Genomic DNA, 24,874 nt, shown 5'->3' with positions numbered 1-24,874 from the left:
GCCTGCCTGCCTGCCTTTCTTTTCTCCGGCGGCATGGTCTGCCCAGGGGGAAGGAGGGGCGGAGCAGGCCCGTACCGTGGTTCATGCGGCCCGCTCTGCCGGACACGAGACAGGGGAGAGGGATTTTCCCCTTCCGAGTCCCGGTCTTCGAGGGCGCGGCAGCTCTCCGGCCTGTCCGGTCACGGAGCCCCGGCCATCAGGGAAGAACGGCCTTCGTGTGCGGCGCTCTGCGATGCGCCCGCTGTCTGGCAGGCTTTGGCAGGCCCGCTGTTGCCGCCTCGCTCCGTCCGTATGCTCCCCGCTCTTGGCCAGGATGCTCGTGCAGCCCGGCCATCACAGATGGCACGGCGCACGTCTGCTCGCGGAAATTCGCCGTTCCTCTCGCTCTCATCCTTCTTTCTTATCATGGAGACGCCGTGCGCTGTCCGCCTGCTGTGCGGCAGGGGAGCGGCAAGGCTCATACGGGCGCATCGCCCGCGGCAATCCGGCGGCACAAAAAAAGACGCCCACCGGCATGGAGACCGGCGGACGTCTGGAGTCGTTTTACGGATGCGGCGCGCGGGATCAGAACAGCTTGTAGAGCAGGGAAGAGATGGCCACGCAACCGGCGGCCAGCACGAAGGCATTGCTCCACTGGCCACGGTAGCGGCTCATGGCCGGGATCTTGTGCACGGCGTACATGGGCATGATGAACAGGATCATGGCGATGACCGGGCCGCTGAGGGATTCGATGATGTCCAGGATGCCGGGATTGAGCCAGCCGGCCAGCCAGAGGGTCACGAAGAAGAACAGGGCGATGCCGGTGCGTACGCTGCGCGAGGTGGCCGTGGCTTCGGGGTTGGAGGACATCTGGATCAGGATGCCGTGCAGGCCTTCGCGGGCGCCCAGATAGTGGCCGAAGAAGGAGCTGCCGATGGCCAGGAAGGCGATGAGCGGGCCGAACCAGGAGATGAAGGGATTGTCGAACTGGTTGGCCAGATAGGAGAGCACGGGGATGTTCTGGGCCTTGGCCTCCACCAGCTGGGCGGGGCTGAGGCTGAGCACGCAGCTGAAGACGAAGGCCATGACGAAGAGCACCAGGATACAGGCCGTGCCGCGCAGGGTCTGGGAGGCCTTCTGTTCGGCCATGTCGCCGTACTGGCGGCGCTGGGCCAGGGCAAAGGACGAGATGGCGGGCGAATGGTTGAAGGCGAAGACCAGCACCGGCAGGGTGAGCCAGAGGGTGCCCAGGAAGCTGCCGGCATCAGGCATCTGGCCCAGCGAGGAGGTGTTCCAGTGCGGGATGAGATAGAGCGACAGGCAGAAGAGGATGCCGCACAGGGGGTAGACCAGCCACTCGTTGAATTTGAGCATGAAGTTCTCGCCCACCAGGATGACGGCCATCAGGGCCGCCACCAGCACGCCGGAAAGCAGCAGGCGCGGCGGCGCGGCCATCTGCAGCTGGTTGATGATGAAGGATTCCACCGTGTTGGTGATGCCCACGGCATAGATGAGCAGGATGGGATAGATGGCGAAGAAATAGAGCAGGGTGATGAGCTTGCCTGCGGAAAGGCCGAAGTGTTCCTCCACCACGGCGGTGATGTCGCTGTCGGCGCGGGAGGAGGACAGCACGAAGCGGGCCAGGCCCCGGTGGGCGAAATAGGTCATGGGGCCCACCAGCAGGGTGATGACGACCAGGGGCCAGATGCCGGACATGCCCGCATTGATGGGCAGGAAGAGGATGCCCGCGCCCACCGCGGTGCCGAAGAGGTTGAGCATCCAGACGACGTCGAATTTCGTCCAGCGGCCGGAGGCGGCATGGCCGGTTTCAGGGGTCTGTGCCATGAAGGTTCCTTGAAGGTGAAAGGGTTGGAAAGGCAGGGGAACAGGTCCCGGGCCCGTGGCAGGGCCCTGTGCGGGGCGTCCGGCAGCGGCGGATGCCGTCCCTGTTCCTGTCCGGGGACGGAAGGGGCCGCCTTCGCCGGATGGACGAAGACGGCCCCGCGGGAGCGCACGGCTCCCGATCAGCATTCCACCAGGCTGACGGCCAGGCCGCCTTCGCTGGTTTCCTTGAATTTGGCGTTCATCTCGCGGCCGGTCTCGTTCATGGCCATGATGACGGCGTCCAGGCTGACCATATGCTGCGAGGACTTCTCGCAGGTGGCCAGCAGGCAGGCATTGTAGGCCTTGATGGCGCCCACGGCGTTGCGCTCGATGCAGGGGATCTGCACATAGCCGCCCACGGGGTCGCAGGTCAGGCCCAGATGGTGTTCCAGGGCCACTTCGGCGGCGTTCTCCACCACATCCACGGCATAACCGCGCGCATGGGCCAGCATGGCGGCGGCCATGCTGGAGGCCACGCCCACTTCGCCCTGACAGCCCACTTCGGCGCCGGCGATACCGGCGTTGTGCTTGGCCAGGAAGCCCACGGCCGCCGAGGCCAGCACGCCTTCGCGCAGGGCCCGGTCACCGATGTTCATGTTGTAGCGCATGGCGTAGAGCAGGGCGGGCATGACGCCCGCGGCCCCACAGGTGGGCGCGGTGACGATGACGCCGCCCGAGGCGTTCTCTTCGGCCACGGCAAAGGCATAGGCGTTGACCTGGCCCAGGAAGCGGTCCACGGCCAGGGGCATCTCGCGGGCGCGTTCCAGCAGGGTATGGCCCTTGCGCCACACGCCCAGGGTGCCGGGCAGCTGCCCTTCGGCCTCAAGGCCGCGGCGCACGCTGGCGTACATGGATTCCATGATCTGTTCCAGGTTCTGGAAGATGTCCGGGCGGGACATGCCGGTGATGGCGCTCTCGTTGTCCAGGATCAGCTCGTGCAGGGTCAGGCCGGTCTTGGCCAGCTGCTCGCGCAGCTGGCGCATGGTGCCGTAGGGGTGCACGGGCTTGCCGCGTTCGGGCGGGGTCCAGCCCTTCCACTGGATGAAGCCGCCGCCCACGGAATAGTATTCCATGCTGAACAGGGCCTGGCCGTCGGCATCCTCAAGGCTGACGAGCAGGGTGTTGCTGTAGGGGGCGTCGTGGATGATGGGGCCGTGTTCGATGTCGGCAAGGCCCACCTGCAGAAGGACGTCGTGGATGCGCAGCTCGTGCCGGGCGTCGGCTTCGCGGCCCAGCCTGTCCAGCAGGCCCGCGGGACAGGTCTCGGGGCTGGTGCGCAGCAGACCGGCCAGCACGGCGGTATTGGTGCCGTGGCCCATGCCCGTGGCGCTCAGCGAGCCCAGCAGCACCACATGGATGCGGGCGGCGCGGCGTACCAGATCGGGGTCGAGGGCATCGCAGCGCTGGACGAAGTCATGACCGGCGCGCATGGGGCCGATGGTATGGGAGCTGGAAGGGCCGGGGCCGATCTTGAAAAAGTCGAAGAGCGAGGTCTCGATGGCCGGACGGACATGCAGGGCCGTCAGGGGCTTGTGCGTGGGAGTCATGGTGTCTCCTTGTGTGGGATGACTGTGCTGGCCGCAGGCGCAGGCCTGACGCGGGGCGGGCGCGGAGCGCGCCGGGGAGGGAGAGGAAGGAAACAGGAGCTGCGCCCCATTGCAGCACATCCCCTTTTGCCTTGAGTACGGGGATGTGTCAATATTTTTTAATTTAAAAAATATTTTAAATAGTAAGACTAGTCATTATTTTTCTTGATTTGTCGCATATAATTGTACACCGTGTAGATGGAGACCTGCATCTCCTTGGCCACATGCTGGACCACGCCCTTGATGAGGAAGGCGCCTTCCTCGTCGAGGATGCGGATGAAGTCCTTTTTTTCCTCGCGGTTCATGAGGGAGGGATGTTTGCCTGCGCGCCGGATGGCCGCCTCGAGGATGGCAAGGCTGGTATCGCCGGTGCAGGCGGCAAAGGTCTCGCTTACGTCGCGTTCCAGTGGATCCACGTGCAGCAGGGGGTGCAGCACGGCCTGGAAGTGCAGCAGGTCGGAAAGGTCGATGTTCATGCAGAAGGCGCCGATGACCCGGCCGTCGGCCCTGCGCAGGAACGAGGTGGAGGACTTGAGGGATTTGCCGCCCGGCGTGGACGAGGGATAGCCCACGATGTCCGCCACATCGTCGCCCTGCTGGCGCCAGGCCTTGACCACGATGTTGGTGATGGGCGCGCCCAGCTTGCGGCCGGTAAGGCTGCCTTCCAGATGGATGAGGGAGTGCTCGAGATCGCGGAAATCATGGATGGCGACCTCGCACAGCGGCCCCAGGGTCCGCTGCAGCATGCGGGCCTGCCGGATGGCATTGGCAAAGATGGCGCGTTCTTCTTCACTGAGCGGCGGCAGGGACCCGGAAGGGGCGGCGGACATGGTCACCTCATGGTCGGATGCGGGCTGTGCCGCAGGTTGGAGGAAAGATCGGATCAGGCATCAAGATGCAGGCTGGCGGCCTGTCCCGCTGTCCAGACAAGGTTGCGGCGCGTGATGCCCAGGGCCGCCCAGGCCGTGCCCAGCTCGTCGCCCGGCCCGCGGAAGAAGCCCTGGCAGGAGCGCGGCAGATACAGCGCCTGTGCCCGGGGCAGTCCGGCGGGGGCTTCCCCGCCCGCCAGCAGGGCGTCCAGCAGGGCCGCGGCCCGTACCTCGCTGCGGGCGGCATCATCCCCCCGCGTCCGCAGCAGGCAGGCGCAGACATGCAGCCACAGGGCCCGTCCCAGCACGCGCCCGCCCAGGTTCCTGTCGGCGGGACCGGCCAGCAGGGCCGCTTCCATGCCGGGTTCGGGGGCAAGGCCCATACGGATGACGGGCACCCCGGCGCGACGGGCGTACAGCCAGCCGCGCGCCAGCAGGGACAGGGTCCGCGGCAGGGGCCAGGGCGCGTAGAGGCCCTGCTGCCAGCGGCGGGCCAGTTCCGTGCCCGCCAGCACCAGGCAGGGATAAAAGCGCAGCATGTCGGCCCCCAGATCCAGGGCCCGGCGCACATCGGCCAAAAAGTCTTCCGGCTGGTGGCCCGGCATGCCGGGCAGCAGCTGCACGCCCAGGGCAAGGCCCGCGTCCCGCACCAGACGGCAGGCTTCGGTGGCCTGCCGGCCGCTGTAATGGCGTTCACTGGCCTGCAGGGCCGTATCGGAAAAGCTCTGGATGCCCAGCTCCACCGTGCGGCAGCCGTGGCGGCGCAGGCGCGCCAGCAGGGCCGCATCCAGACGGTCGGGGCGGGTGGAGCAGCGGAAGCGGGTGATGCAGCCGTCACGCCGGAGGCTGTCGGCCATGTCCAGACAGGCGTCCAAGTCGCGGGGCGCCAGGGCCGTGAAGGTGCCGCCGTAAAAGGCCAGCTCTACCGGCGGCCTGCCCTGTGCCCGCCGGGCGTGCAGATCGGCGGCCGCACGGGCCAGTATCTCGTCCAAAGGACTGGCCTGCTGGCCTGTCTGGTCATGCTGGGAACAAAAAACACAGCGGCGGGGACAGCCGAAAAACGGGATGAAAACGCTGAAGACCGGGATTGCCCTTGCAGGAGTCTCCCATAAAAAAGTAAGCGAAACACGAGACATGGCAGAAAGCGAGGAGTAGCAAGGCTTGGCAGGCTTCGCGCGGAGACAAAAATCTTGCCGGAAATGCAAGTTGAGTATATCCTACAAAAAAGTTGTGCATATGTGAAGCGTGCCTGTGGCATAAGGATTGGACATGAAGAAAACATTGACCAAAGCTGACATCGTCGAGCGGATCTACGAGAGTACAGACAAAAATCGGGTTGACGTGAAGAATGTGGTCGAAAAACTGCTGGAGATCATGAAGAATGCCATCAAAAAGGACAATGCTCTTCTGATCAGTGGGTTCGGCAAGTTTGAGGCTTACGACAAAGCGTCGCGCAAAGGCCGCAATCCGCAAACGGATGAGGCCATCACGCTGCCTCCGCGCAAGGTCGTCGTCTTCCGCCTGTCCCGCAAGTTCAGAGCCGAGCTCAATTCCTGAGATCGCGCGGCATTCGGGACGATCCCACGTATCAGTCTCCTCGTTTTCTCCCGGGGTGGCCGTCTTGAGATGTGCCGCGCCGGGAGATTCTTTTTATGCTTTTCGCTTCCTTCCCCTTCCTGTTCCTTTTTCTTCCCATCCTCGTCTGGCTCTGGAAACTGACTGCCGGAGAAGACAAGGCCCGACTGTCCGTGCTCCTGCTGGGGGCCTCGCTGCTCTTTGGGGCCTGCCAGGGGCTGGAGGCCCTGCTGCTCCTGCTGGGCCTGACCGTGGTCAACTATCTGTTCGGCCTGCTGCTGGCCGATGAGGGGCACCGCCGCCGTCGGCTGGGCCGTCGGGGCCTGCTGCTTCTGGCCGTGCTGCTCAACGTGCTGGTCTGGTGCCGTTTCCGCCATCTGCCGGCCCTGTCGGCCTGGCTGGCGCAATGGCAGGACATCCTGCCCGTTTTGGCGCCCGCGGCCATGCCCGCGGGCTTCTCCTTTGCCGTGCTCATCCAGCTGGCCTGGCTGCTGGGCGTCTACCAGCGCCGCATCCGGCCCGAAGGTATCGTGCGGCAGGCCCTGTTCACCACCTGCTTCCCCTATGCCCTGTCCGGCCCGCTGGTCCGTTATGAGGAGATGGGCCCGCAGCTGGACGCCCTGGAGGTGCCGCAGGCCGAAGATCTGGCGCGGGGCCTGGGGCTGATGGTGCTGGGCCTGGCCAAGAAGGTGCTGCTGGCCGACAGTCTGGCTCCGGCGGCGGATGCCGTGTTCCACGCCGCCGCCCAGGGCCTGCCCCTGAGCACGGCCGAGGCCTGGCTGGGGGCCCTGAGCTACACCTTCCAGATCTATTTCGATTTTTCCGGCTATACGGACATGGCCGTGGGGGCCGCCCTCATGCTGGGCCTGCGCCTGCCGGAGAATTTTGCCGCGCCCTACAAGGCCACGGGTATCGTGGACTTCTGGCGCCGCTGGCACATGACCCTGGGCCGCTGGCTGCATGACTGCCTGTACCAGCCCCTGGGCGGCAGCCGTCACGGCCGGGCGCGGCAGTACGCCAATTTGCTGCTGACCATGCTGGTCTGCGGTGTCTGGCACGGGGCCGGGCTGACCTTCCTCCTCTGGGGGGCCCTGCACGGCCTGCTCCTGCTGGTCAACCACGCCTTCCGGCATCTGCTGCGCGGCAGCCTGGCCGAGCGCGTGCTGGCCCTGCCGCCCCTGCGGGCCCTGTGCGTGCTGGTGACCTTTTTGTGCCTGACCGTGGCCTGGGTGCTGTTCCGCGCCGGGGACACGGGCACGGCCCTGCATGTCTGGCAGAGCATGTTCCTCTGGAGCGACGGCCATCCCCTGCCCCTGCAACAGGGGCTGGAAGCCCTGCTGCCCGGCGGCATCTTGGAGCCCCGGCTGTTGCTGCCGCTGCTGGCCGTCTGCGCCGTCATCGTCTGGGCCCTGCCCTGCAGCCAGCATGTGATGCTGGGCCGCGCCGACGGCAGCCGTCCCTGGCTGCACTGGCAGCCGAACCTGCTCTGGGCCGTGGCCCTGGCCCTGCCTGCGCTGGCCTCCCTGCTGCTGATGCAGGGCCATGCCTTCCTTTCTTTCCGCTTTTGACGGAGGCCCTCATGTCCGAGATAGCGCATCCGGCCCCTGACGGCTGGCTGAAACGTTTTTTCCTTTCTCTGGTGATCCTGGCCCTGCTGGCGGGGCTGCTGCTGGTCCCCTGGGCCGTCTGCTGGCTGACGGCCAGCGGCGAACTGGATCAGGAAGAAGTCGTGGCACGGCAGGCACAGGGGGAATTCGTCCTGTTCGGACCGGGGCTGGCGCAGGACATCATGGCCTACAAGCTGGCCCTGTATGCGGCCGTGAAGCCGGAAGTGGTGGTGCTGGGCTCGTCGCGGGCGGGGAACGTGCGCGCGGCCTTTTTCGAGCGCCCCTTCGTGAACATGGCCGGGGCCGCTACGGATCTGGAGAGCCTACGCCTTCTGGTGGACAGGATGCTGGCCGTCCACAGGCCCAAGGTCGTGCTGCTGGGCCTGGACTTCTGGTGGCTGACGGCAGGCGCTCCGGCCGGGCGCCCTGAGCGGATCGTGCAGCCTTCTTTGCTGGATGCGTCCACCCTGCGGGCCCCCTGGCGCTGGCTGGTACAGGGACGCATCGCCCCGGCGGACATGTTGGCTCCCCTGCAGCATCGTCTGCGTGCCGACCGCTACGGGCTGGAGGCCCAGCTCCGCGATACGGGCTACGGACCGGACGGCTCGCTCTATGAAGGCGCGGTGTTGGATGGCCGCCGGCCTGCGCCGGACCATGCCTTTGCCCGCACGCTGCGCGAGCTGGAAAGCGGCAGCGGCGTCTGGGCCGGGAGCCTTGCGCCGGACAGGGAACGTCTGGAAGCCTTTGCCGAGATCTGCTGCCGCCTGCGTTCGCGCGGCATCCGCACCATCGTCTTCCTGCCGCCCTTGGCCACGCCCGTACTGGGCGCCCTTGCCGACAGGAACGGCGGTGATGCCAGCTGGCTGTCGGCCCTGCGGCAGGGCCTGCTGGACTGCGGCGTGGAGAGCATGGACTTTTCGGATCCCCGCGTCTACGGCTCCGGCGATTGCGAGATGATGGACGGCCTGCACGGCGGGGACGTCATCGGGGCCAGCCTGGTGCGCGACATGGGCGACCGGCAGCCCTGGCTGCGGGACATGCTGCACCGGGAATACCTGAGCCATGTGCTGCGCGAGCGGCGCGGTCTGGCGGCCGTGCCTGACGAGCGCCTGACCGCCCTGCCCGAAGCGGATTTTCTGGGCCTGCATTGCGCCAAGAAGCGTCGCGGCGAGACCACGCCCCGGTTTTAGGCGCGAAGGCGCACAGACTGGAGAGCGATAGGGAAGGGACCAAGGGCCGCGCCGTACTGCCGCCCCGTCACTGGACGCAGATCCTGAGAGAGGCGATGGCGGTAGCCGTGTGGCGTAGTCTGGCTGTTCTTTTCCGCAGTTTTCTTGCAACAGAAAAAGCCGCGCTGTCATGGCGCGGCTTTTTTGCTGGGTCGTAGCCGGATACTGCCGGGAACTTCATCCGTCCCCGCATTGTCATGTCGCACACCCGTGTGCCGGCCTTTTTCCATGCCGCCGGGGGACGGGGAGTCGGGGGCAGGCCGGGGGGAAACTATCCCCGTCATGGACCCTTATGAACGTTTTGGGAAGGGAGCGGGGGAGCGCGAGGGGGAGAGGGAGAACCGTTTTACAAAACGGTTTCCCTCTCCCCCTCGCATATATCTGCTCAACTGCCTGTCGCCCGGCCCGATCAGTAACGCTCGGGCATGTAGTGGGGCGGCAGATCGTTGACCGGGGCCCCATTACCGGTCTGTCCCAGTTGATCGCGCAGGTTGCGGGCCAGCTCCATGGTCTCGGCCAGACGGTGCTCCAGCGTGTCGATCTGCTGTTGCTGGGCCGTCAGGGCCTCGTTGAGTTCGCGCAGACGTTCTTCCTGAAAATAGGCCAGCTCTTCCAGCCGGATGATGCGTTCTTCCTGATCCATGAGCTCTCCTCGGCGTCCTGCGCCTGCGCCGGGCCGAATCCCCTGCTTGCGGCATATGTGCCTGCAGCGGCAGGGGCCGTGGGCGCGGCGTGCGTCCATCTTTACGTTTTCGGGCGATACCCTCGCGGGTACCGCCCGTTTTTTTATTCTTCGTCGTCGTTCAGCGCCGGGCCGTCAAAGCCCCTGTCCCGGCGGCGGGAGCCGAAGGCGGGCTTGCCGTCCCTCCGGAACGAGTTCTTGCGGAAGGGCTTGTCGGCATCCTGCCGGAAACCGGGCTTGCCGAAGCCGTCACGCTCGGGACGGCGGAAGTCGCGGCGGGGCGCACCGTCCCGCTCGTCATCGAAGCGGGGGAAGGGCGCACGGCGTTTTTGGCCGTCCTGCCCTTCGTTGCCGTCGCGGTCGTTGAAGCGCCGGGGACGGAAGCCGTCCTTGCGGAAAGGCCGGCCCTCGTCGTCACGACGCGGACGGAAGGGACGCCGGGCTTCTTCGCCATCGCGATCCACGAAACGGTCGCCACGGGGACGGAAGGGACGTTCGTCCTGACCATCCCTGCGGAAGGACGGGCGGGCCTGCGGGGCCTCGTCCCCGTCACGGGCGGCATCGGGGAAGGGGCGCGGGCGGAAGGGCTTGTCCGCGTCCTGCCGGAAGCCGGGCTTGCGGAAACCGTCGCGGTCGGGACGGCGGAAATCACGGCGGGGCGCCCCCTCCTGCTCGTCATCGAAGCGGGCAAAGGGACGGGGGCGCTTCCAGGCATCCTGTCCTTCGCCGCCGTCGCTGTCGTTGAAGCGCCGGGGACGGAAGCCGTCCTTGCGGAAAGGCTGGCCGTCATCGTCACGGCGCGGCCGGAAGGGACGCCGGGCTTCTTCGCCATCGCGATCCACGAAACGGTCGCCACGGGGACGGAAGGGGCGTTCGTCCTGACCATCCCTGCGGAAGGACGGGCGGGCCTGCGGGGCCTCGTCGCCGTCACGGGCGGCATCGGGGAAGGGGCGCGGGCGGAAGGGCTTGTCCGCGTCCTGCCGGAACCCGAGCTTGCGGAAACCGTCGCGGTCGGGACGGCGGAAATCGCGGCGGGGCGCACCCTCCTGCTCGTCATCGAAGCGGGCAAAGGGACGGGGGCGCTTCCAGGCGTCCTGTCCTTCGCTGCCGTCGCGGTCGTTGAAGCGCCGGGGACGGAAGCCGTCCTTGCGGAAAGGCTGTCCCTCATCGTCACGGCGCGGCCGGAAGGGACGCCGGGCTTCTTCGCCATCGCGATCCACGAAACGGTCGCCACGGGGACGGAAGGGGCGTTCGTCCTGACCATCCCTGCGGAAGGACGGGCGGGCCTGCGGGGCTTCGTCGCCGTCACGGGCGGCATCGGGGAAGGGGCGCGGGCGGAAGGGCTTGTCCACATCCTGCCGGAAGCCGGGCTTGCGGAAACCGTCGCGGTCGGGATGGCGGAAATCACGGCGGGGCGCACCCTCCCGCTCGTCATCGAAGCGGGGGAAGGGCGGCTTGCGGTCTTCCCGGAAGTCGCGGCGGCCCTCGTGCCGGGGGGCCAGACCGTCAGCGCTGCGGCGTTCGTCGCGCCAGCGCTCGGTGGTGTTTTCCCGGCGGGGCTCGCGGTGGTGGCCTTCGCCCGCATCCTCGGCATCGGCATGGCCGCCGCGTTCGGGCATGCGGCCGAAATCGGGCATCAGGATGCGGTGCTGGCGCAGGCGGTCGGCATCGCTGCGGGCCACATAGATCTCTTCCCCGTCCTCGTTGCGGCCGCAGTAATACATGGCCGTGGCGATGCTGCCCGGCGTGGGGATGAAGCACTGGGTCTGCTGCGGGCTCCAGTGACGCTCCTGCAGCCAGCGGGCCAGCTCGTGCATGTCTTCGTCCGTACAGCCGGGGAAGGCGCTCATCATGTAGGGCACCACATACTGCTCGCGTCCGGCCAGACGGCTCTGCTCCACGAAGCTTTGGAGGAAGGCCTCGAAGACTTCCATGCCCGGCTTGCGCATCAGGTCCAGCACGCGGGCGGCACAGTGTTCCGGGGCCACCTTGAGCTGGCCGCCGGTGAATTCGCCGGTATAGGCCGCCAGGGCTTCAGGATCATTGAGGGCCAGGTCGGCACGCACGCCGCTGGCCACGCGCACCTGCCGCACGCCGGGCAGGGCCGCCACCTCGCGCAGCAGGCCCACATGCTGCATCTGCGGGGTGATGAAGGACTTGCAGACCGTGGGGTAACAGCAGCTGCTGCGGCGGCAGCGGGACGAAGGCCGCGCACCGGGCTCCGCCTTGGCGGACGTGGCGTCATCCAGGGCGCAATGGGCCTGCCACATGTTGGCCGTGGGGCCGCCCACGTCGGAGATGGCCACCTGGCCGCGACGGGATTGGGCCACCAGCTTGCGGGCCTCGGCCAGGATGGATTCCTGGCTGCGGGAGCTGATGCGGCGCCCCTGATGCAGGGCCAGCGAGCAGAAGGAACAGCCGCCGCCACAGCCGCGATGGCTGGTGATGCTGGTGCGCAGCATCTCGTCGGCCGGGATGGGCTCGCGGTAGCGGGGATGGGCCGCGCGGGCGTAGGGCAGGGCGTAGATTTTGTCCATCTCTTCCGTGGTCAGGGGCCGGGCCGGGGGCGCCAGCACCAGGGCGCGGTCGCCCACCATCTGCTGGGCCCAGGCGTTCTGGCGGTGCACCTGCTGTTCCAGCATCTGGGTCAGGCGCAGCAGTTCCGTGGCCTCGGCCTGCACGGCCTCGTGGGAGGGCAGCTGCATGCGCGGCAAATCGAGCCATTCTTCGGGCAGATCCACGGGGACGTTGTTCTCGTCCACCTTGGCCAGCCAGGCCGTGCCGTCGATACCGTGCAGGCTCTTGCCTTCGGCCAGACGGCGGGCGCATTCCAGCATGGCCAGTTCGCCCATGCCGTAGATGAGCAGGTCGGCCTTGGCATCCAGCAGGATGGAGCGGCGCAGGCTGTCGGTCCAGAAATCGTAATGGGTGGTGCGGCGCAGCGAGGCCTCGATGCCGCCCAGGATCACCGGCAGGCCGGGGAAGGCCTGACGGGCCAGGTTGGCATAGACCAGACAGGCGCGGTTGGGACGCGCACCGGCCTTGCCGCCGGGGGTGTAGGCATCATCGTGGCGCTTTTTGCGGAAGGCCGTGTAGTGGGCCAGCATGGAGTCCAGCGCGCCTGCGCTGACGCCCACGAAAAGCCGGGGACGGCCCATGACCAGCAGGTCGTCGGGCGACTGCCAGCGGGGCTGGGCCACGATGCCCACGCGGAAGCCGTGGGCCACCAGCCAGCGGCCCAGCAGCACGGGCCCGAAGGCCGGGTGGTCCACATAGGCGTCGCCGTTGACCAGCAGCACGTCCAGTTCCTTCCAGCCCAGGGCCTGCATCTCGGCGCGGCTCATGGGCAGGAAGCGGGGCTGGCCGTCCACCCACGGGTCCTGGAACGCCTCGTTGCGGGACCGGGAGCCGGGGCGGGCATCGCGGCGGTCCGCGGGGCGTCCGGCGCGCGGGAAGGCCCCGGCAGGACGGCGCCCGTCACGGGGACGGTCTTCACGGCGGGGACGGTCTTCACGGCGGGGACGGTCGTCCCGGAAAGAAAATTCGTTACGTTCCTCGCGCTGGAAGCGGGGACGGTCGGCAGGCTGCGTGCCGGTGGCCGGACGCGGGCGGAAAGGACGGGGCGCGGCGTCGGTGGTGCTGATGTCGGTATCGGCGGGCGCGGGTCGGCGCCGGGGCTTGGGGAAGAAGGGCATGTTTTTCCTTTGGCGGCCTTGGGGCGCCACACGGATGGGGTGAAAGGTCGAAAGGGCGGCACCGCAGTGCCGTGGAAGGGGGAGCGCCCGGCAGGGACGCGGGGACGCTCCCCCGACGGTTACTTGGAAGGCGGCGTGACCAGCGGCATGGTCTTGGGCGCGGCCTCGCCGGCGGGAGGCATCTGGGCGTCGGGATGACCGGCGCGGCCCATGGCGTGGCTCTTGCTGAAGCCCTGCCATTCCTCATGGCTGATGGCGCCGTCCTTGTTCTTGTCGATGGCGGCAAAGGCGCCGTCCTGCATCTGGGGGAAGAACTTCTTGAATTCTTCCTTGCTGACGCTGCCGTCCTTGTTGGCGTCCATCATGGGGAACTTGTCCACAGGGGCCTTGCCTTCGCCCATGCCGGGCATGGCCAGGGCGGGAGCGGCGCAGAGCATGGCGGCGCAGAGCAGGCCGCCCAGGATACGTTTGTTCATGGTAACTCCTTACGTCGGTTCAGGGTGTGGCTATTCCGGCCGTCTGGGCCGGGAGGCCTTCACCAGAGGGAAGGTGGCGGCCTTGCCGCGCCCCTCCCGAAATCTTCCGTGGGGAGACCTCCGGGGCAGCACCGGGAGACCGGCATCAGGGAAAGGCCGGAGCGCCGCCGGGGTCATGTCCTTCCGGGCCAAACGCGCTGGGGGAAGGATGGGACGGGGAAAGGGCCTTGTGCGCGAGCCCCAAAGCCCTCCTGCCCCCGGAAAAAATCGTCCGCTAGTCCTGCGGGTGCAGGGTGTAGTGCTCGCCCTCGTCGCGCAGGCGCCGGATGAAGACCTGCAGGTCGTCGGGCTGGCCGGGCTTGTGGTCTTCGGGATAGAGCAGGGCGGACATATAGAAGATGGAGCCGATGCGCAGCGCGTTGCGGGCGCTGGCCGAAAAACGGTGCAGACGGTGCCCGGCCTGGTCCTGGAGCTGCTCGGGCAGCTCTTCGAGATAGGCCTCGCCTTCTTCTTCCAGCGAGGCCAGCAGGCGGGCTTTTTCCTGCATGCGGGCCGTATAGGCGGGCATATCGCCCATGACGGCCAGGGCCGCCTGTTCGGCCTGCATGACGCGGGCGTGCATCTCTTCCAGCCAGGCCACAAGACGGGCCAGTTGCGGCGACATTTCCATGACGAGCCTCCTTGCGGGACAGCCGGGCAGCGACCGGCACAGGGCAAAAAGGCCCGGCGCAGGGGCCGGGCCTCCATGACGGGGTTAATCCCAGTGACGCTTGTCCTCGATGGGACGGATCTGCGGGGGCAGGCTGCCCGGCGCCAGGATCTTGAGTTCGGGACGCAGCTTGATCTTTTCGCGGAACTGGTGGAGCAGTTCTTCCTCGCGCTTGAAGCCGCTGGTTTCGATGAACAGGGTCATCTCGTCGATGCCGCCGGGGTTGGTGACTTCGATCTGCCAACGCTTCACTTCTTCGAAGCGGCTCATGACCTGTTCCACCTGATGCGGGTAGACGAACATGCCCATGATGCGGGCGGTGGTGTCCACGCGGCCCACGATGTTGCCCAGGCGCGGGCTGGTACGGCCGCAGGCGCAGGGGCTGCGGTCGATGTACGACAGGTCGCCCGTGGCCAGACGGATGAGCGGATAGGTCTTGTTGAAGGCCGTGACCACGATCTCGCCCACTTCGCCGTCCTTCAGCGGGATGCCGGTGTCGGGATGGCAGATCTCCACATAGCAGCGGTTGGCGATGTGCAGGCCGGTCTTGTGGAAGCATTCGTAGCCGATGCAGCCCACGTCGGCGGTGCCGTAGCCCTGGCGCATGATGAGGTCGTACTTCTTTTCCATCTGGGAGCGCATCTTTTCGGACAGGCGCTCACCGGTGACGAAGGCCACTTCGAGGAAGAGGTCCTTGCGCAGGTTCAGGCCCTTTTCCTCGGCCTTCTGGGCCAGGTGCATGAGGAAGCTGGGCGTGCCCACATAGCCGGAGACGCGCAGCTTCTGCATGATGTCCAGCTGGGTGGAGGCATCGGTGGGACCGGCGGGGATGACCGCACAGCCCAGGTTGCGCAGGGGCTCTTCGAACATCAGGCCGGCCGGGGTCAGCTGATAGTTGAAGGTGTTCTGCACGGCATCACCGGGACGGAAGCCCACGGAATAGAAGGCTTCGGTGTAGCCCCAGTAGTCTTCGCCACGGTCTTCGGGGTCGAAGATGGGTCCGGGGGAGAGGAAGATGCGCTTCAGATCCCCGATGTCCTTGGTCAGCAGACCGCCCAGACGCGGGCCCATGGACTGCAGGAAGATGAGTTCCTTTTTCTTGAGGATGGGGATGTGCTTGATATCGGACAGGGTCTTGAACTTCTCTACGTTGAACTGCGCGCGGTCGAAGCGTTTTTTGACGTCTTCGGAGTAGCGGTAGGCGTAGGAGAGCAGGTCCTTGAGCTGGATCAGGCAATATTGACGGCGTTCGCTTTCGTCGAGCACTTCACGGCGGCTGTAGATGCCTTCGGTACGGTCTTTACGAGTCATACGGCCTCGCCTTGTAGAATTTTATTTGGGACAGTTGTTTACGCAACCTGAACCATATTTGCAAGCACTATTTTATTTTTGCAATTATATCAAAATGTTACTTATAGTTTTTAGGCGCGTCCGCCTTTGCCGCACCAGCGGGGCGCGCCGCCTCTTCCAGGCCCACGGCCGTGAGCCCGTGGAGCACGAGGGCGTCGGGATTGCGGCGGCAGTACTGGTGCAGGGGGCTCTCGCCGCTGTCGAACAGGGCGAAGATGCGGTCGAGGCGCTGCTGGTCCTGCAAAGGGACCTCCAGACCGGCCCGCCCCAGGGCATGGCCCGCCAGCCAGAGGGAAAGGGCCAGCTGCTGCTCGTTGCCCGTGATGGGCCGCGTGGCCGGGGCGTACCAGCCCGCACAGCTCACGGCGGGCAGCATCCTGCCCCTGTCGGTGTGCCGGCGGCGCCAGGCCAGGATGACGTCGGCCAGCTTCTCCTCGCGATGGGTGGGGCACCAGGCTTCCAGGTGATCCAGCAGGGCGTCGGTCCCCGCCGTGCCGAGGCGCACCTGCTGTGTGCGGGCGGCGGCCCAGCCGTCCAGTATCAGCACGGGCGTGAGGGCGTTCTCGCCGCTGTCCAGATAGGTGGCGCATGTCCAGGGCGCGGCCACGGGCGTATATCCGGCTTTGTCGGGGACGTTGCGGGACGTGCAGGCCGCAAGGCAGCACAGCAGCAGGACGAGGCAGGGGAACAGGCGGGTCATGATCTCTCCTCGGTGGGGGAAGCGGCGGCCCGGCGCCGGCGACGCTGGTCCAGGATACGTTCCTTGAGACTGTCGTAAACAGGCGTCGAATGCAAGGCGTTGGCCGTGAAGGCCGCGGCGAAGGCGGCCAGCAGCACGGCCGGGGCCAGATGGAACCCGCCGCACATCTCCATGACCAGGGCGGCCCCGGTGAGGGGGGTGCGTACCGAGGCGGAGAACAGGCCCGCCATGCCCAGCACCAGCAGGGTGGCCGTCTGTTCCGGGGCCACCAGCCCGGCGTCGCGCAGGGGCGCGGCCAGCAGGGCGCCGGCCATGCTGCCCGCCAGCAGGATGGGCATGAGGATGCCACCGGAAACCCCCGAGGCGAAGCTCACGCAGGAAAAGGCGATCTTGCCCGCCAGCAGCAGGGCAAGGGCGAGGGCGGGCAGGCGCAGGTGCTCCAGCTGCAGGGTGGTCAGGCCCATGTTGCCCGTGATCTCCGGCCAGACGAGCAGCAGCACGCCGCAGCAGGCAAAGGGGAAGACGATGCGCACGGGGCCGGGCAGCCAGCGGGCCCTGTCCTGCCAGAGCAGCAGGCGGATCATGCCCGCATTGTACACGGCCCCCAGCAGACCGCAGGACATACCGGCCAGCAGGGGCAGCCAGTACTGGCTCCAGTGCAGGCCGGGCAGCCGGGCGAAGGGGAAGACCAGGCCGAAGTCCAGCACCACGTCCACCATGAACCAGGCCGACAGGGCCGAAAGGCTGGTGAAGAGCAGCATGGGTAGGGTGAGCGGGGTCTTCATCTCTTCGAAGGCGAAGAACATGCCGGCCACAGGCGCGCCGAAGGCGGCGGTCATGCCCGCCACGCCGCCGCCCACCAGATAGCGGGGCCGGTTGGCGCGGCAGCGGTCGTGCCACATATAGCCCACGCCCGCGCCCACGGTGGCGCCCATCATGATGCAGGGGCCCTCGCGTCCCACGGAAAGACCGGCGCTGAGCGCGGCCAGGGTGGCCACGAACTTGCACCAGAGCACCCGCGCCCAGCGCATGGGCGGCAGCTTTCCGGCCGCGATGAGTTCCACCTGCGGGATGCCGCTGCCGCCGATGAGGGGCTCGTAGCGCAGGAGCAGCCCGGCCGTCAGGGCCATGAGCAGCAGCCCGGCGGCCATCAGGGCCAGCGTGGCCGGTGCGAAGGGATCCTGCCCGGCCATATGGGCGCGGACAGCGCCATTGATGATGGTATAGAGCCAGCGGAACAGGCCGATGACCCCGCCGGAGACAAGGCCCGTGAGCAGGGCCTGGGCCATGAGCGTCCAGGCGCTCTGACTGCGCAGGGCCGCGGATTCCAGGATGAAGGGAGGCAGAGAAGGGCGGAAGGCCATGGGTATCCTGTGGGGATGAGGGGCGCGGACAGGGCGCACAAAAAAAGATGTGCCTGCAACAGCCTGAAAATATAGGGAGAATGCCTGTCCTGACAGGAACAGTATGGGGGCTGGACAAAAAAAATTCAAGTTTTTGGCAAAAAACGAAAAAAATGCTTGCCAAGTCGGAGGGAAATCTGTACAAGCATTTTTGTTGTGACGAACAACACCACCTCACGCCGAGGTAGCTCAGTTGGTAGAGCAGGGGACTGAAAATCCCCGTGTCGGCAGTTCAATTCTGTCCCTCGGCACCAGGGAATCCAAAGGCTTGCAGCGAAAGTTGCAAGCCTTTTTTTCGTTATGGGCTTTTGCTGGACGCGCGTTTGCGGGCAGCCGCCCGGGGGCGCTTCCATCGGGCGGGCCTTCCCGCTCTTCCTCCTTCTTTCCCCGCTTTTTCCTTCGTCCTGTCTTTGTCCCGGTTCGCGGGATTGTCCCCGGCGTTACCGGTGGCTTCCTGATACCCATACGGGCCTTCATCCGTACGGGCTGCGCCCCGGAGCAGCACGCCGCGTGCCGCATATCCGGATAATCATGCCCCGCTCCCTTGCACCGTTGCCGCGTGTCCTCTGTCACGGCCTTCTCGCAAGGGAAAAAGCGGGAAGGAAACCTCCGCTCCTTCCCGCTCCCTGTGGCAGGTCTTTGGGGCATGGCCCGGCTCGCAGCCGGGAGTCAGGCAAGGGACATGCCTTCCCCGCCAAAGACCCGCACGGTCTCTTCTTCCCCCCAGCGGCGCAGCAGATCGCGTACGGCACTGGGGCCGTAGACCACATGCAGGCGCATTTCTACGCCCCGGCTGCGGGCGGCCTGCCGCAGCGGCGCGAAGGCCGCTTCCGCTTCCTCCTCGCTCTGGCGGCGCACATAGGCCGTGAACTCCGCCATGGCTCCGGCGGGCGCCAGCTGATCCACCTCGCCGTAATGGCTGAGGTCGATACCGGCATCATAGACGGCACGGATGCCTTCCCGTCCGCCACAGGCGGCCAGCGGGGCGGCCGTGTCGCGCAGGGGGCAGGCGGCGGAAGCCAGACAGCAGATCATGCCAGCACCTTGGCCAGCAGGATCAGCAGGAGGCCGCAGGTGATGACGATGATGTCCTGTTGTCTGCTTTTGGAGATCTTGTTCCACATGATGTCCTCCGGGGGCATGTCGTAGCCGTCCCTTCTGTTTTTGTGGTTTTCCGTCAGGCGGCATCGGAAGTTGCCTTCCGTCCGGGGATGATGCCGTCCGGTCATCGAACGCGCCGGGAAGGGCCGCAGGGGCCTTGCGTGCATCCCGTCAGGCCCTTGCAACGCCTGTCCGTCATTGCAGGAAGCAAAGGACCACCAGCAGGGCCAGGCCTGCCTTGACCGAGGCCACGCAGAAGCCGATGAGCGCACCGGAAAGGCCCGCGGCCTTGATGTCGCTGAGGTGGGTGGTGAGGCCGATGCTGGAGAAGCCCAGCAGGAAGCACCAGTTCATGAAGTTGCCGGCCATTTTGGCTTCTTCCTTGCTCATGAAGCCGAAGGTGTTCAGCAGGACCACGGCCAGGAAGCCCAGCACGAAGACCGGGAACTTGTCGAGGATGATACGCATCTTGCTGGTATTGGCCAGCTGGGAATGCACCTTGGCGTCCTCGGCGGCCACCATGATGGCCAGCATCAGCACCACCAGGGGCAGACAGATGACGCGGCCGATGTTGTACACACCGGCTACGATGCCCGCGTCATTGCTGAAGGCGAAGCCCGCGGCCAGCACCTGGGCCGAATTGACGATGCCCACACCGGCGAAGGCCCCGAACTGGTTGGGGCTGAGGTCGAGCCAGTGGCCGATGAAGGGGAAGATGAAGAGCGCCAGCAGGCCGAACATGAGCACCACGGCGATGGTGTAGGCGATGTCTTCATTCTTGGCCCTGACGGCCGGGGCGATGGCCACACAGGCCGAGACCCCGCAGATGGACAGGCCGGCGGCCAGACAGGCCCCCAGGGAAGGCGACATGCTGAGGCGGCGGGAGAGCCACATCAGGATGATGGCGGAGGTGAACAGAAAGACGGAAATGATGATGATGGCTTCCGATCCGGTCTTGATGAGCCCGGCGAAAGAATATTTGCAGCCCATGACCACGATGCCGGTCTTGGTCAGGGTAGTGGAGAAGCGCAGGCCGTCCCGGAAGACGGCGTGCACACCGACGGTATTGCAGATGACCATGCCCAGGATGATGGCCACGATGAAATCGCTCAGGTTGAGGGACTTCATGAAGGGATGCGCGGGATCAGCGGCGGAAGCTGCTGACCACCTCCACGGGGATCTCCTGCCGGAAGACCTTGCGCACCAGCTTGGCGCTGCCGCGCACCAGATCCAGCTCGATGGGGCATTCCTCGGGAGCGCGCAGCGAGAGCTGCAGGCCGCCTTCCTTGCGGGCCTCGAAGCGGACGGTGCGCACGATCTGGCGATGGCTCTTGTCCATGCGCTCGGCCAGCAGCAGGAAGAGGGAGAGCAGGCGGATCTCCTCGCGGGTCTCCTGGTCGAATTCCATGAACAGCGGCACTTTCTTGGAGGGACGCTTGCGGTGGAAGTAGGTCAGGGCGGCCATGATGTCCACTTCACGGCGGGTGAAGCCCAGCAGCTCGGTGTTGCGGATCAGGTAGTGGCTGTGGGCGTTGTGGCGCGAGAAGGAGATGAAGATGCCGATGTCGTGCAGCAGGGCCGCATAGTGCAGCAGCTCGCGGGCCAGGTCGCCGGAGTCGTGCAGGCCCATGGCCTTGGCGCTGTCGAACAGGTCCAGGGCCAGGCGCGACACATGGCGGGAGTGGCGTTCCTCGAAGCGGCAGCGCCGCGCCAGATGCAGCACGCTCTCCTTGCGTACGGGATGGAAGCTGCCGTCGGCATGGGGCATGCGGGTGGACAGGTAATCCACCAGGATGCCGTTCTGCAGGTTGCGGTTGCTGATGCGCACGCTGTCGAAGCCCTGGTCCTCCATGATGGTCTGGAGGATGGCCGCACCGGCCACGATGACGTCGGCACGGTTGGGATTGATGCCGGGCACGCTGCGGCGTTCCTTGAGGGTGCGGCCGCAGAGCTCCTTGACGGCCCGGCGCAGGCCGCCGTAGCTGAGCACGTCGCGGGACTCCTGCGGGGCCCGGCCCGTGCGCGCGGCATCCTCGGCATCCAGGGCGGCGGCGATCTCGGCCAGGTTCTGGGCCGTACCGGAGCTGGCCACGGCCTCTTCGATGACGAAGTCCGCGATGCGCTGGAACGAGCGCAGGGCATTGTTGCGGATGTAGTTCTGCAGCGCGGCGTAGCGCTTGGCGGAGATGGTGCCGGTGTCCTTGTCGAAGAAGAGGTTGGACAGGCGCACGCAGCCCATCTTGAGGGAATCGAGGTTGCGGTATTCCTCGGAATTGCCCACCACCAGCTCGGTACTGCCGCCGCCGATATCGATGAACAGGCGCAGGCTCTCGGTATGGGCCAGACCGCTGGAGACGCCCAGATAGATGAGGCGGGCCTCTTCGCGGCCGGAGACCACGCGGAAGTCGATGCCGGTCTTTTCCTTGACCCGGCGCATGAAGTCCGGGCCGTTGGCCGCGTCGCGCACGGCGGCCGTGGCGATGGCGATGACCTCCGAAGCGCCGTAGACGCCGCACATCTCGGCCATGCCGCGCAGGACGTTGATGGTCCGGGCCATGCTCTCTTCACGCAGATGTCCCGTCTCGAAGGCGCCTTCGCCCAGGCGCACCATGTTCTTGACCTGGTTGAGGACCGTGTGCGAGCCGTCGGGCAGGATGCGCACCAGCATCAGGCGCAGCGAGTTGCTGCCCAGGTCGATGATGCCGATGACGCGTTCCCCGTCAGGCCCCGCCTGATCCGGGACTACAGGATGGGACATACGCACTCCAGCTCCACGCCAAAGATGTGCATGAACAGATCGCCCTTGACCAGCAGGCGGTCCTGCTCGGGGGCGCAGTCTTGGGCGCCGCTCAGGGTCAGCACCACCTTGCCGGGCTGCAGGTCGATGGCCACGTCGCGCACGGCTTCCATGTGGCGGTAATCCAGGGCGTCGGCCATGCGGATGAGGGCCGCGGCCTTGTTCAGGGCCTCGCGGTCCTTCTTGCCCAGGGCGGCGAAACGGCGGTGGCGCATGGCGGGCCAGGCCTTGCGGTGATAACGGACGAGCTGGGCCACCAGGGAGCGGTCTTCGGGCAGCAGGGCCAGGCTGGTGTCCTGCTCCACGATGCGCATGCCCTTTTTGTGGTGGCCCTTGCGCCCGGAAGCGAAGCCGATGTCATGCAGGCAGCAGGCGATGCGCAGGCGGTAGAGCCAGCGGCCGTCCAGACCGTGCAGGGGCTGGAGCTGGTCGAAGAGCTGTTCCGCCAGATGGGCCACATGCTGGCCGTGACGGCGGGTGGCCTCCAGCTCGGGGCTGCCCGGCAGCAGGTGCTCCAGCAGGGCCTCGCAGGGCAGGGGCGTCCAGTCGTGGGCGGCATCGGCCGTTTCGGGACCGGCGACCTTGACGCGCTTCTTGCCCGTCTTGGCCTTCTTTTCTTCCTTGTCCTTTTTCCTGGCTTTCTTTTGGGGAGCGGCGGCTTCCTGCTCCGCTCCGGCGTCCGGCGCCGGAGCTTCCTGCGCCGTCACGGGCGCTTCGGCCGGAGCCCGTTCGGGCTCTTCGGCGGGGACCGCTTCCTCCTTCATCGTTTCTTCAGGGCAGCCTGCCTGCACTTCGGGGGCAGCGGCCGCGCACTCCTTCGGCTGCTCCGGGGCAGCCTCTTCCGCGACGACCGGCGTCACGGCAGGCGCTTCGGCGGCTTCGGGAGCGGGCTGCGGCGTGTCCGTGCCGGGCAGGGAAGCCTGGAGAAGTTCGGCGCTGTCGTTGCGGGGAGCGGCGGTGGTGGTAGAGCTCTGCCCCTGGCGCTGCTGCCGGCTGCGGCTGGTGCTGCTGCCGGTCTTGCCGGCGGGGCGTTTTTTGGTAGCCATGATGAAAGCTCCTTGGGATCAGATATCGTCCCTGCTGATATGTTGGGCGATCATGCGTTCCTGCGCGTTGACGGCAGTTTCCTTGCTGGAGGGCTTGAGCCGCGTATAGGTGGCATCGGCCTGCAGCTGCCAGGTCTGGACGTTGTCCGCCAGGTGGACTTCGAGGATGTCCTCGCGGATCTTGCGGCGCAGTTCGGGATCGAGGATGGGGGTCAGGACCTCGATGCGGTGGTCGAGGTTGCGCGGCATGAGGTCCGCGCTGCCGATGTACATGATGTCTTCGCCGTTGGCATGGAACCAGTAGATGCGCGAGTGCTCCAGGAAGCGGCCCACGATGCTGGTGACCGTGATGTTCTCGCTGATGCCCGGCAGGCCGGGGCGCAGACAGCAGATGCCGCGCACCTGCAAACGCACGCGCACACCGGCCATGGAGGCCCGGTACAGGGCGCGGATGATGCCCGCATCCACCAGCTGGTTGCACTTGAAGATGATCTCGCCGTTGCCGTAGCGCTTGTGCAGCTCGATCTCGCGGCGGATCATCTCCATGAGCGGGCCGCGCATGGCCTGGGGCGAGACCAGCAGCTTGCGGTACAGGTCGCGGTCCGCATAGCCGGTCATGACGTTGAACAGGTCGGTGACGTCGGCGCAGATGTCCTCATTGGAGGTGATGAGGCCCATGTCCGTGTAGATCTTGGCCGTGGAGGCATTGTAGTTGCCCGTGCCGATGTGGACATAGCGCGTGATGTGCCCGGCTTCGCGGCGCACCACCAGGCAGAGCTTGGCGTGCACCTTCAGGCCGATGAAGCCGTAGACCACGTTGACGCCTTCCTTTTCCAGCTCTTCGGCCCAGGTGATGTTGCGTTCCTCGTCGAAGCGGGCCTTGAGCTCCACCACGGCCACCACCTGTTTGCCGCGGCGCCGGGCCTCGATGAGGGCGCGCACGATGGGCGAATCGTTGCCCGCACGGTACAGGGTCTGCTTGATGGCCAGGACGTTGGGATCCTCGCAGGCGCGGCGGATGAAGTCCAGCACGGCCTTGAAGCTGTCGTAGGGATGGAAGAGCACCACGTCCCGCTTGCGCAGGTGGCCGAACATGTCGCCTTCCTGGAACAGGCGCGAGATGTGCCCCTGGATGCCGGGCGTCTTGAGCTGGGGCCGGTCCACATTATAGAGGGTCATGAATTCGGAAAAGCCCATGGGCCCCTTGATGCGGTAGATCTGGAAGGGCTGCAGGCGCAGGCGCCGGGCCAGAAAGTCCACCAGCTCGCGCGAGGCCTTGTGGGCGATCTCCAGCCGCACCACGTCGCCGAAGCGGCGCTGTTCCACCAGGTCGCGCACGGCTTCCAGCAGGTCGTCGGCCTCGTCCTCTTCGATCTCCAGGTCGGTGTTGCGGGTGATGCGGAACAGGGCGGAGCTGACCACCGTATGGCCGGGGAAGAGCAGGCCCAGATACTGGGCCATGAGGTCTTCCAGCAGCACAATGTCGTCACCGCGCACGTTGGGGTCGAAGCCCAGGGAGGCGTAGGTCTTGGCCTCCTTGTTGCGCGGGATGAAGATGAAGCGCGAGAGGTTGTTGGGGCACTTCAGGCGCACGAAGCGCGATTCGTTGTCGCGGTTGCGCAGCTGGATGATGAAATTGAGGCAGGTGGTGGAGATGGTGGGGAAGGGGTGCCCCGGGTCGATGGCCTGGGGCGTGAGCACGGGATAGATCTCGTTGCGGAAATAGCCGTCCAGGAAGCGGCGCTGCTTTTCCGAAAGATCGGTGTAGCGCACGATGCGCACGCCCCTTTCCAGCAATTGCGGAGCCAGGTTCTTGAGCCAGTGGCTCTGTGCGCGTGAGGTCAGCAGCAGGGTGCGGCGGCGTATCTCGGCCAGCTGCTTGGCCGGCGTGATGCGGTCGGCCGAGCCGTTGGGGGCGCCGTTGCGGTACTGGCGCAGGATGTTGGCCACGCGGACCATGAAAAATTCGTCGAGGTTGTTATAGAAGATGGCAAGGAATTTGAGCTGTTCCAGCAGGGGCTGCCGGGGCGAGAGGGCCTCGTCCAGAACCTTGGCGTTGAAGTCCAGCCAGTTGATTTCCCGGTTGAGGAAAAGGTTGGGGCAGGAAAGATCCTGCATGTCTTCGGGCGAGCAGGGTTGCTCAGGATACTTGAGGACTATCTGGGAGGTCATGCCGCTCTCCTTGT

General features: G+C 66.4%; 18 protein-coding genes, 1 tRNA gene and 1 pseudogene. 4 read left to right on the top strand and 16 right to left on the bottom strand.

What is annotated here, in order from left to right; all coding sequences use genetic code 11:
• Positions 1–564: 564 nt before the first annotated feature.
• The 4 genes from ACQRAG_RS06945 to ACQRAG_RS06930 all read right to left on the bottom strand — a co-directional run bounded on the left by ACQRAG_RS06945 (position 565) and on the right by ACQRAG_RS06930 (position 5,454).
• Positions 565–1,824, bottom strand: coding sequence for an aromatic amino acid transport family protein (locus tag ACQRAG_RS06945; protein ID WP_303879821.1), 1,260 nt, complete (start codon positions 1,822–1,824; stop codon positions 565–567).
• 179 nt (positions 1,825–2,003) lie between these two features.
• Positions 2,004–3,410 carry an L-serine ammonia-lyase gene (locus ACQRAG_RS06940; protein WP_204625693.1) on the bottom strand — a complete coding sequence of 469 codons (1,407 nt, stop codon included), beginning with the start codon at positions 3,408–3,410 and terminating at the stop codon, positions 2,004–2,006.
• Between the two features lie 188 nt (positions 3,411–3,598).
• A complete protein-coding gene (locus ACQRAG_RS06935; protein WP_204625694.1) occupies positions 3,599–4,279 on the bottom strand; it encodes a helix-turn-helix transcriptional regulator in 681 nt (226 codons plus the stop codon).
• Between the two features lie 53 nt (positions 4,280–4,332).
• Positions 4,333–5,454 carry a radical SAM protein gene (locus ACQRAG_RS06930; protein ID WP_239463934.1) on the bottom strand — a complete coding sequence of 374 codons (1,122 nt, stop codon included), beginning with the start codon at positions 5,452–5,454 and terminating at the stop codon, positions 4,333–4,335.
• Between the two features lie 133 nt (positions 5,455–5,587).
• Here ACQRAG_RS06930 and ACQRAG_RS06925 point away from each other — a divergent pair, with 133 nt between their 5' ends.
• The 3 genes from ACQRAG_RS06925 to ACQRAG_RS06915 all read left to right on the top strand — a co-directional run bounded on the left by ACQRAG_RS06925 (position 5,588) and on the right by ACQRAG_RS06915 (position 8,690).
• Positions 5,588–5,875 carry an integration host factor subunit alpha gene (locus ACQRAG_RS06925; RefSeq protein WP_072335293.1) on the top strand — a complete coding sequence of 96 codons (288 nt, stop codon included), beginning with the start codon at positions 5,588–5,590 and terminating at the stop codon, positions 5,873–5,875.
• Positions 5,876–5,970: 95 nt separating this feature from the next.
• On the top strand, positions 5,971–7,461 hold the full coding sequence (locus tag ACQRAG_RS06920; RefSeq protein ID WP_427803937.1) for an MBOAT family O-acyltransferase: 1,491 nt from the start codon (positions 5,971–5,973) through the stop codon (positions 7,459–7,461).
• Between the two features lie 11 nt (positions 7,462–7,472).
• Positions 7,473–8,690 (top strand): hypothetical protein, encoded by a 1,218-nt coding sequence (locus ACQRAG_RS06915; RefSeq protein ID WP_427803938.1) that lies wholly within the window; start codon positions 7,473–7,475, stop codon positions 8,688–8,690.
• Between the two features lie 448 nt (positions 8,691–9,138).
• On the opposite strand, the gene ACQRAG_RS06910 is transcribed toward ACQRAG_RS06915, so the two are convergent.
• The 7 genes from ACQRAG_RS06910 to ACQRAG_RS06880 all read right to left on the bottom strand — a co-directional run bounded on the left by ACQRAG_RS06910 (position 9,139) and on the right by ACQRAG_RS06880 (position 17,705).
• Complete coding sequence (locus ACQRAG_RS06910; protein ID WP_006008730.1) at positions 9,139–9,372, bottom strand: SlyX family protein; 234 nt, start codon at positions 9,370–9,372, stop codon at positions 9,139–9,141.
• 143 nt (positions 9,373–9,515) lie between these two features.
• Positions 9,516–12,755 (bottom strand): YgiQ family radical SAM protein, encoded by a 3,240-nt coding sequence (locus ACQRAG_RS06905; RefSeq protein WP_427803951.1) that lies wholly within the window; start codon positions 12,753–12,755, stop codon positions 9,516–9,518.
• Positions 12,756–13,225: 470 nt separating this feature from the next.
• Entirely contained in the window at positions 13,226–13,582 is a 357-nt protein-coding gene (locus tag ACQRAG_RS06900; RefSeq protein WP_204625697.1) for an EF-hand domain-containing protein, read from the bottom strand.
• A gap of 274 nt (positions 13,583–13,856) precedes the next feature.
• Positions 13,857–14,252: a hypothetical protein gene (locus ACQRAG_RS06895; RefSeq protein WP_204625698.1), complete on the bottom strand. Its 396-nt coding sequence runs from the start codon at positions 14,250–14,252 to the stop codon at positions 13,857–13,859.
• Positions 14,253–14,336: 84 nt separating this feature from the next.
• Positions 14,337–15,602: a phenylacetate--CoA ligase family protein gene (locus tag ACQRAG_RS06890; RefSeq protein WP_072335280.1), complete on the bottom strand. Its 1,266-nt coding sequence runs from the start codon at positions 15,600–15,602 to the stop codon at positions 14,337–14,339.
• A 97-nt stretch (positions 15,603–15,699) separates the two neighbouring features.
• Positions 15,700–16,341 carry a hypothetical protein gene (locus tag ACQRAG_RS06885; protein WP_427805303.1) on the bottom strand — a complete coding sequence of 214 codons (642 nt, stop codon included), beginning with the start codon at positions 16,339–16,341 and terminating at the stop codon, positions 15,700–15,702.
• On the bottom strand, positions 16,338–17,705 hold the full coding sequence (locus ACQRAG_RS06880) for a chloride channel protein (protein ID WP_168934671.1): 1,368 nt from the start codon (positions 17,703–17,705) through the stop codon (positions 16,338–16,340). The genes ACQRAG_RS06885 and ACQRAG_RS06880 overlap by 4 nt, the downstream gene beginning before the upstream one ends.
• 217 nt (positions 17,706–17,922) lie before the next feature.
• On the opposite strand from ACQRAG_RS06880, the gene ACQRAG_RS06875 reads away from it, so the two are divergent.
• Positions 17,923–17,998: transfer RNA gene (locus ACQRAG_RS06875), tRNA-Phe, on the top strand.
• 415 nt (positions 17,999–18,413) lie between these two features.
• On the opposite strand, the gene ACQRAG_RS06870 is transcribed toward ACQRAG_RS06875, so the two are convergent.
• From ACQRAG_RS06870 to ppk1, 5 genes and pseudogenes are all read right to left on the bottom strand, one after another.
• Positions 18,414–18,779 carry a hypothetical protein gene (locus ACQRAG_RS06870; RefSeq protein ID WP_303956152.1) on the bottom strand — a complete coding sequence of 122 codons (366 nt, stop codon included), beginning with the start codon at positions 18,777–18,779 and terminating at the stop codon, positions 18,414–18,416.
• Positions 18,780–19,040: 261 nt separating this feature from the next.
• Positions 19,041–19,985 (bottom strand): annotated as a pseudogene (locus ACQRAG_RS06865) (YeiH family protein); the annotation flags it as partial.
• A gap of 4 nt (positions 19,986–19,989) precedes the next feature.
• A complete protein-coding gene (locus ACQRAG_RS06860) occupies positions 19,990–21,603 on the bottom strand; it encodes an HD domain-containing protein (RefSeq protein WP_427805301.1) in 1,614 nt (537 codons plus the stop codon).
• Positions 21,588–22,688 carry an HD domain-containing protein gene (locus ACQRAG_RS06855; protein WP_297137310.1) on the bottom strand — a complete coding sequence of 367 codons (1,101 nt, stop codon included), beginning with the start codon at positions 22,686–22,688 and terminating at the stop codon, positions 21,588–21,590. The genes ACQRAG_RS06860 and ACQRAG_RS06855 overlap by 16 nt, the downstream gene beginning before the upstream one ends.
• A gap of 18 nt (positions 22,689–22,706) precedes the next feature.
• The gene (gene ppk1 / locus ACQRAG_RS06850) at positions 22,707–24,860 is read right to left on the bottom strand and encodes a polyphosphate kinase 1 (RefSeq protein WP_303995033.1); all 2,154 of its coding nucleotides are present in this window, start codon (positions 24,858–24,860) and stop codon (positions 22,707–22,709) included.
• Positions 24,861–24,874: the final 14 nt, after the last annotated feature.

This window comes from Desulfovibrio sp. SGI.230, assembly GCF_050313065.1.
Classification (GTDB): domain Bacteria; phylum Desulfobacterota; class Desulfovibrionia; order Desulfovibrionales; family Desulfovibrionaceae; genus Desulfovibrio.
This window is presented reverse-complemented; position numbering and strand designations above follow the sequence as displayed.

What these genes read in the sequence shown, in the direction of transcription:
- ACQRAG_RS06945 (WP_303879821.1), bottom strand. Translation starts at nt 1,824, where the DNA reads ATGGCACAGACCCCTGAAACCGGCCATGCCGCCTCCGGCCGCTGGACG.
- ACQRAG_RS06940 (WP_204625693.1), bottom strand. Translation starts at nt 3,410, where the DNA reads ATGACTCCCACGCACAAGCCCCTGACGGCCCTGCATGTCCGTCCGGCC.
- ACQRAG_RS06935 (WP_204625694.1), bottom strand. Translation starts at nt 4,279, where the DNA reads ATGTCCGCCGCCCCTTCCGGGTCCCTGCCGCCGCTCAGTGAAGAAGAA.
- ACQRAG_RS06930 (WP_239463934.1), bottom strand. Translation starts at nt 5,454, where the DNA reads ATGTCTCGTGTTTCGCTTACTTTTTTATGGGAGACTCCTGCAAGGGCA.
- ACQRAG_RS06925 (WP_072335293.1), top strand. Translation starts at nt 5,588, where the DNA reads ATGAAGAAAACATTGACCAAAGCTGACATCGTCGAGCGGATCTACGAG.
- ACQRAG_RS06920 (WP_427803937.1), top strand. Translation starts at nt 5,971, where the DNA reads ATGCTTTTCGCTTCCTTCCCCTTCCTGTTCCTTTTTCTTCCCATCCTC.
- ACQRAG_RS06915 (WP_427803938.1), top strand. Translation starts at nt 7,473, where the DNA reads ATGTCCGAGATAGCGCATCCGGCCCCTGACGGCTGGCTGAAACGTTTT.
- ACQRAG_RS06910 (WP_006008730.1), bottom strand. Translation starts at nt 9,372, where the DNA reads ATGGATCAGGAAGAACGCATCATCCGGCTGGAAGAGCTGGCCTATTTT.
- ACQRAG_RS06905 (WP_427803951.1), bottom strand. Translation starts at nt 12,755, where the DNA reads ATGAGCCGCGCCGAGATGCAGGCCCTGGGCTGGAAGGAACTGGACGTG.
- ACQRAG_RS06900 (WP_204625697.1), bottom strand. Translation starts at nt 13,582, where the DNA reads ATGAACAAACGTATCCTGGGCGGCCTGCTCTGCGCCGCCATGCTCTGC.
- ACQRAG_RS06895 (WP_204625698.1), bottom strand. Translation starts at nt 14,252, where the DNA reads ATGGAAATGTCGCCGCAACTGGCCCGTCTTGTGGCCTGGCTGGAAGAG.
- ACQRAG_RS06890 (WP_072335280.1), bottom strand. Translation starts at nt 15,602, where the DNA reads ATGACTCGTAAAGACCGTACCGAAGGCATCTACAGCCGCCGTGAAGTG.
- ACQRAG_RS06885 (WP_427805303.1), bottom strand. Translation starts at nt 16,341, where the DNA reads ATGACCCGCCTGTTCCCCTGCCTCGTCCTGCTGCTGTGCTGCCTTGCG.
- ACQRAG_RS06880 (WP_168934671.1), bottom strand. Translation starts at nt 17,705, where the DNA reads ATGGCCTTCCGCCCTTCTCTGCCTCCCTTCATCCTGGAATCCGCGGCC.
- ACQRAG_RS06870 (WP_303956152.1), bottom strand. Translation starts at nt 18,779, where the DNA reads ATGATCTGCTGTCTGGCTTCCGCCGCCTGCCCCCTGCGCGACACGGCC.
- ACQRAG_RS06860 (WP_427805301.1), bottom strand. Translation starts at nt 21,603, where the DNA reads ATGTCCCATCCTGTAGTCCCGGATCAGGCGGGGCCTGACGGGGAACGC.
- ACQRAG_RS06855 (WP_297137310.1), bottom strand. Translation starts at nt 22,688, where the DNA reads ATGGCTACCAAAAAACGCCCCGCCGGCAAGACCGGCAGCAGCACCAGC.
- ppk1 (WP_303995033.1), bottom strand. Translation starts at nt 24,860, where the DNA reads ATGACCTCCCAGATAGTCCTCAAGTATCCTGAGCAACCCTGCTCGCCC.